The sequence below is a fragment of the Thalassolituus sp. UBA3500 genome (assembly GCF_002377545.1).
Lineage (GTDB): Bacteria > Pseudomonadota > Gammaproteobacteria > Pseudomonadales > Oceanobacteraceae > Thalassolituus.
The window spans coordinates 1-2,845 of sequence record NZ_DFQB01000014.1 but is presented as its reverse complement, the minus strand read 5'-3'; the positions used below and the strand labels follow the sequence as shown (position 1 = coordinate 2,845).

General features: G+C 50.7%; 5 protein-coding genes. All 5 read right to left on the bottom strand.

The window, feature by feature from the left end; genetic code table 11:
• Window positions 1-705 (bottom strand): 50S ribosomal protein L2 (gene rplB / locus B2R29_RS03760; protein WP_301179857.1); only part of this gene is annotated, 705 nt, incomplete at its 3' end.
• Window positions 706-719: 14 nt separating this feature from the next.
• Entirely contained in the window at window positions 720-1,016 is a 297-nt protein-coding gene (gene rplW / locus B2R29_RS03755) for a 50S ribosomal protein L23 (RefSeq protein WP_076517283.1), read from the bottom strand.
• The gene (gene rplD, locus B2R29_RS03750; protein WP_068438476.1) at window positions 1,013-1,615 is read right to left on the bottom strand and encodes a 50S ribosomal protein L4; all 603 of its coding nucleotides are present in this window, start codon (window positions 1,613-1,615) and stop codon (window positions 1,013-1,015) included. Before rplD ends, rplW begins: the two co-directional genes overlap by 4 nt.
• A 3-nt stretch (window positions 1,616-1,618) precedes the next feature.
• The gene (rplC, locus tag B2R29_RS03745; protein WP_301179856.1) at window positions 1,619-2,251 is read right to left on the bottom strand and encodes a 50S ribosomal protein L3; all 633 of its coding nucleotides are present in this window, start codon (window positions 2,249-2,251) and stop codon (window positions 1,619-1,621) included.
• Window positions 2,252-2,353: 102 nt separating this feature from the next.
• Window positions 2,354-2,665, bottom strand: coding sequence for a 30S ribosomal protein S10 (gene rpsJ / locus B2R29_RS03740; RefSeq protein ID WP_068443270.1), 312 nt, complete (start codon window positions 2,663-2,665; stop codon window positions 2,354-2,356).
• Window positions 2,666-2,845: the final 180 nt, after the last annotated feature.

Below are 2,845 nucleotides of genomic sequence, written 5' to 3'. Positions count from 1 at the left end.
ACCACCACCGTGTGGGTGATCGACAGGGTTCATTACCACACCGCGGACGGTCGGACGGATACCACGCCAGCGGGAAGCACCAGCTTTACCCAACTCACGCAGAGAATGTTCAGAGTTACCAACTTCACCCAGTGTTGCACGGCAATCTGACAGCACTTTACGCATTTCGCCTGAACGAAGACGCAGTGTGCAGTAGGTACCTTCACGGGCAACCAGCTGAGCAGATGCACCGGCAGAACGAGCCATCTGGCCGCCTTTACCTGGCTTCAACTCAACGTTGTGAACAGTACTACCCACCGGAATGTTGCGCAGTGGCATAGCGCTACCTGGTTTAATAGGCGCATATTCACCTGAAACAACCTCATCACCTGCAGTCAGACCTTTAGGTGCAAGGATGTAGCGACGCTCACCGTCTGCGTACTTCAGCAGTGCGATGTTTGCGCTACGGTTCGGATCGTATTCCAGACGCTCAACAACAGCAGGAACACCATCTTTGTTACGTTTGAAGTCAACGATACGGTAGTGGTGCTTGTGACCACCGCCAATGTGACGGGTAGTAATACGGCCGTTGTTGTTACGACCACCAGTCTTGGACTTCTTCTCCAGCAGACCAGCAAAAGGCTTACCTTTGTGCAGTTCGCTGTTTACGACTTTAACCAGATGACGACGGCCAGCTGAAGTCGGTTTAGTTTTCACCAATGCCATGACTTAAGCTCCTCTTATTCCGCGTCAGCGAAGTCGATGTCTTGACCAGGCACGAGACGAACATACGCTTTGCGGATGTCGTTACGCTTACCCATACCGCGAGCGGTACGCTTGGTCTTACCTTTGATGTTGACGGTCTGTACGGACTGAACTTTCACTTCGAACAGAGCTTCAACAGCTTTTTTAATCTCTGGCTTAGTTGCGTCAGGTGCTACACGGAACACGTACTGACCAGCTTTGTCTGCCAGGATGGTTGCTTTCTCAGAAATATGAGGAGCTACCAGTACTTTGTAGATACGTTCACGGTTCATGCGTAAGCCTCCTCAAGTTTCTTAAGGGCCTGCACGGTTACCAGGATCTTATCGAAAGCGATCAGGCTGACTGGATCAACACTGCTTGCTTCGGTCACGCCAACGTGTGGAACATTGCGTGAAGCCAGGTAGAGCTTTTCATCGACATCATCAGACACGATCAGAACGTTATTCAGCTCAAGCGCGTTCAGCTTTTTCACAAAATCTTTGGTTTTGTGAGTGTCAACTTTGAAGTCGTCCGCTACAACCAGACGTTCCTGACGAACCAGCTCAGACAGAATTGACTGCATCGCAGCGCGATACATCTTCTTGTTTACTTTCTGCTCGTAGTTACGTGGCTTAGCAGCAAACGTCACACCACCTGAACGCCAGATAGGAGAGCTTGCAGTACCAGCACGTGCACGACCAGTACCCTTCTGACGCCAAGGCTTCTTACCACCACCGGCTACTTCAGAACGGGTTTTCTGAGCTTTAGTACCCTGGCGACCGCCTGCAAGGTATGCAGTAACAATCTGATGAACCAGAGATTCGTTAAATTCGCGAGCAAAGGTAGCGTCAGAGACTGCTACAGCTGCACCAGTATTTGTTTTCAGTTCCATTGCTTACCCCTTAGCCTTTACAGCTGGTTTAACAATTACTTCGGAACCAGTCGCACCTGGCACAGCACCTTTGATCAACAGCAGGTTGTTCTCGGCGTCTACCTGAACAATTTCCAGCATCTGGGTAGTCTGCTTCTCAGCACCCATGTGGCCTGCCATCTTTTTGCCTTTCCATACGCGACCTGGGGTCTGACACTGGCCAATAGAGCCAGGCGCACGGTGAGACAGTGAGTTACCGTGAGTTGCGTCCTGGGTAGAGAAGTTCCAGCGCTTAACACCACCCTGGAAACCTTTACCTTTGGTCGAACCAGTCACATCGACTTTCTGACCGACCTCAAACTGTTCAACGGTCAATTCCTGACCCAGTTCAAAACCTTCCTCAGTACGGAACTCAATAAGACCCTTACCAGCTTCAACGTTTGCTTTCGCAAACTGGCCAGCTTGAGGCTTAGATACGCGAGACGCTTTCTTCTCGCCAAATGCAATCTGAACAGCACTGTAGCCATCAGTTTCAGGTGTTTTCACCTGAGTAACGCGGTTAGGCGCCACCTGCAGTACAGTTACAGCGACAGATTGACCTGCTTCAGTAAATACACGGGTCATACCCGCTTTTTTACCGACAATACCAATTGCCATGTTGTTTTCCTCTCGTGTACGGGGCTGATACCCGCTATGGCCGCCCTTGTTTCATTAAAGATTACGGGCGTTACACAGAGCCTTAGGACAAATCCTTACGGATTAGCCGAGGCTGATCTGAACTTCCACACCGGCAGCCAGATCAAGTTTCATCAGCGCATCTACAGTTTTTTCTGTAGGCTCAACAATGTCGAGCATGCGCTTGTGCGTACGGATCTCGTACTGGTCACGCGCGTCTTTGTTAACGTGCGGTGAAACCAGAACGGTATAACGCTCTTTACGAGTCGGCAGTGGAATAGGACCACGTACCTGAGCGCCCGTGCGCTTAGCCGTATCGACGATTTCCTGAGTCGAAGTATCGATCAGGCGATGGTCGAACGCCTTCAGACGGATACGGATTCGTTGGTTTTGCATACCAAACTCCAGTTAATGTGCTTGAGCTTGCGGTTTCCCCAGATAATAGGGGACGCGAATTGTAGGGGGAGTCAGGCGACGTGTCAACACGCTTAGAGAAATAAGCCAGACGGGCTTATTCGAAGTTCAAAAAAGCCCGCACGGAGCGGGTTTTTCAATTGTAGGAGCGAAGCATCTTCG

Bases quoted from the DNA above. Each gene is read 5' to 3' on its own strand.
- rplW (WP_076517283.1), bottom strand. From the start codon at position 1,016: ATGAACCGTGAACGTATCTACAAAGTACTGGTAGCTCCTCATATTTCT.
- rplD (WP_068438476.1), bottom strand. From the start codon at position 1,615: ATGGAACTGAAAACAAATACTGGTGCAGCTGTAGCAGTCTCTGACGCT.
- rplC (WP_301179856.1), bottom strand. From the start codon at position 2,251: ATGGCAATTGGTATTGTCGGTAAAAAAGCGGGTATGACCCGTGTATTT.
- rpsJ (WP_068443270.1), bottom strand. From the start codon at position 2,665: ATGCAAAACCAACGAATCCGTATCCGTCTGAAGGCGTTCGACCATCGC.